This is a genomic window from Burkholderia sp. Ac-20379, from assembly GCF_017104645.1.
Classification (GTDB): Bacteria; Pseudomonadota; Gammaproteobacteria; order Burkholderiales; family Burkholderiaceae; genus Burkholderia.
In genome coordinates this window covers 1-2,345 of sequence record NZ_JAAGPF010000571.1, presented here as the reverse complement: position 1 = coordinate 2,345, position 2,345 = coordinate 1, and the positions used below count along the sequence as shown (strand labels likewise).

Annotated in this window: 3 protein-coding genes; all 3 read right to left on the bottom strand. The window is 72.6% G+C overall.

What is annotated here, in order from left to right; all coding sequences use genetic code 11:
- The coding region (locus tag G3N92_RS32835) for a sugar kinase (protein WP_206131681.1) at window positions 1–824 on the bottom strand (824 nt) is incomplete at its 3' end.
- Between the two features lie 35 nt (window positions 825–859).
- Window positions 860–1,624, bottom strand: a complete 765-nt coding sequence (locus tag G3N92_RS32830; protein ID WP_206131680.1) for a TIM barrel protein — start codon at window positions 1,622–1,624, stop codon at window positions 860–862.
- 133 nt (window positions 1,625–1,757) lie between these two features.
- Window positions 1,758–2,345 (bottom strand): LysR substrate-binding domain-containing protein (locus G3N92_RS32825; RefSeq protein ID WP_241015178.1); only part of this gene is annotated, 588 nt, incomplete at its 5' end.

The window sequence follows — 2,345 nt, the reverse complement described above, 5'->3', positions numbered from 1 at the left end:
GCGCTGATCACGCCCACCGCGAAGCCGTCGCCCGCGCCCACCGTGTCGACCACGCGCGCCACGCGCTCGCCGGCCACCGTGCCTTCGCGGCCGTCGGCGCTCAGGTAGTAGGCGCCGGCCTCGCCGAGCTTGATCACCACGCCGGCGCGCGCGCCGTTCTTCAGATAGAAGCGCGCGATCTCGGCGGGCGTGTCGAGGCCCGTCAGTTGCCGCCCCTCGGCCAGGCCGGGCAGCACCCAATCGGCATGCGAGGCCAGTTCGTTGAGCGTGCGCGCCATGACGTCGGCCGACGGCCACAGCGTCGGGCGCAGGTTCGGATCGAACGAGATCGTCTTGCCGGCCGCGCGCATCTCGCGGGCCAGATGGAACGCCAGCTCGCACGAGGTGGCCGAGATCGCCGGGGCCACGCCCGTCAGATGCAGATGGCGCGCGCCGAGCACGTAGCCGGCCGCGTAATCGTCGAGCGACAGGTGGCTCGCGGCCGAGCCCTTGCGGAAGTATTCGATGTCGGGATCGCTGCCGTCGTCGGCGCGGCCCTTGAGCTGGAAGCCGGTGCGATAGCGCCCGTCCACCGTCACGCAGGCGGCGTCGATACCTTCGTGGGCGAGCGTGTCGAGCACGTGGCGGCCGAACGAATCGTCGCCCACGCGGCTCACGTAGCCGACCCGGAAGCCGAGCCGCGCAAGGCCGATCGCGACGTTCAGATCGGCGCCCGCGATGCGCTTGGTGAACTGTTCGGCCTGCGCGAGCGGGCCGGGCGCGTTGGCGACGAACAGCGTCATCGCCTCGCCATAAGTGACGATCTCGACGGGGGACTGCGACATGATGAAAGCTCCTTCGGAATGCGGAAAACGGACGATCAGGCGGCGTCGAGCCAGGCCACGCGGCGGTGCGCGTCGGCGGCGAGGTTCGCCGGATCGAACGGGAATTCGATGCCGCGCGGCACGTCGCGCGGCAGCGCGGCCAGCACCGGCAGGCACAGCGGGTCGGTTTGCTGGGGCGCGACCGCGAAGCGCCGCGCGCCCTCGCCCGCCACCGCCTTGCAATGGATGTATTCGACGTGCTCGGCCAGCGCGTACGCGGCATCCAGCGGCGTTTCGCCGGGCCAGAGCCAGTTGCCGATGTCGAACGTCATGCCGAGCAGCGTGCCGGCGCCTTCGGCGCGCAGGCCCGCGAACAGGCCGGTGAACTGCGCGAGCGTGCCGCCCACCGCAAGCTGGCCGTTCTCGACCAGGATCCGCGCGCGGGCGCCGCGCGCCGCCTCGGCGATCGCGTCGGCGTGCGTCGCGCCGGCAAAGCCGCCCAACTGGAATTTGACGAAGTGCGCGCCGAGCGCGTCGGCTTCGGCCAGCGCCAGCTCGAGCGCGTCGCGATCGAGCGCGCCGTCGTCGCGATACAGCGTGGCCGGCGTGGAGTAGACGGCCCACAGGCCGGCCTCGGCGATCGCCAGGCCCAGCGCGGCGAGCGCGGCCGGGCTGGCGTCGTCGTCGGAGGCGAACAGTTCGCGCCGCACCTCGAAGCCCGAGGCGCCCGCCTCGGCCGCGTGCGCCACGAAGGCGCGGTGTCCGTCGCGGCGGACCGCCTCGACGCCGAAGGCGCTGGCGACGATCACGATGTGTGCCATGTCTGCGTGTCTCTCGTTGTGTGGCTCCGTGCGTCGTGCATTGGAACCGGTTCCATTCGATGACGCGAATGGTGCGCCTCGCCTACTGCGGCGGCCATAGAGAGAATCCCTAAGAAACGGCCCTGCGTGGCCGTCAGGCGCCCTGCCAGGTCAGGGCCATCTCCAGGAACCGCGCGGCCACGCGCGACGGCGTGGCCGCGTGCGGCACGAGGATCGAGAAGCGGCGCACCAGCGGCTGCGGCGCGATCGGGCGCTTGACCAGCGCGGCATCCCCGCGCAGCGACATGGCCGACACGAAGCCCACGCCCATCCCCGCCCGCACCGCCTCCTTGACGGCCTCCACGCCGGCGATCTCGAGCGCCACGCGCACCGGCACGCCGGCCCGCGCGAACGCGCGCTCGACCAGTTGCCGCACGCCCGAGCCGGCCTCGCGCAACACCAGCGGCGAGGCGGCCAGCACGTCGAGCGGCACCGGCTGCTCCGGCGCCGCGGCGAGCGGATGCGCGGCCGGCACGATCGCGACGATCTCGTCCTCGTGCCAGCTGTGCACGGCGGTGCCGGCCGGCAGCGATTCGCCGGGCGGCCCCTCGATCAGCGCGAGATCGAGCGAGGCCAGCGCCGCGACCACGTCGGCGGTGTTGCCGGTCATGGTCTGGATCGACACGGCCGGCGCGAGCGGCCGGAACGCGGCGATCAGGTAAGGCAGCAGATAGCTGGCCGA

Excerpts from the sequence above, each read along its gene's own strand:
- G3N92_RS32830 (WP_206131680.1), bottom strand. The coding sequence starts at position 1,624 with ATGGCACACATCGTGATCGTCGCCAGCGCCTTCGGCGTCGAGGCGGTC.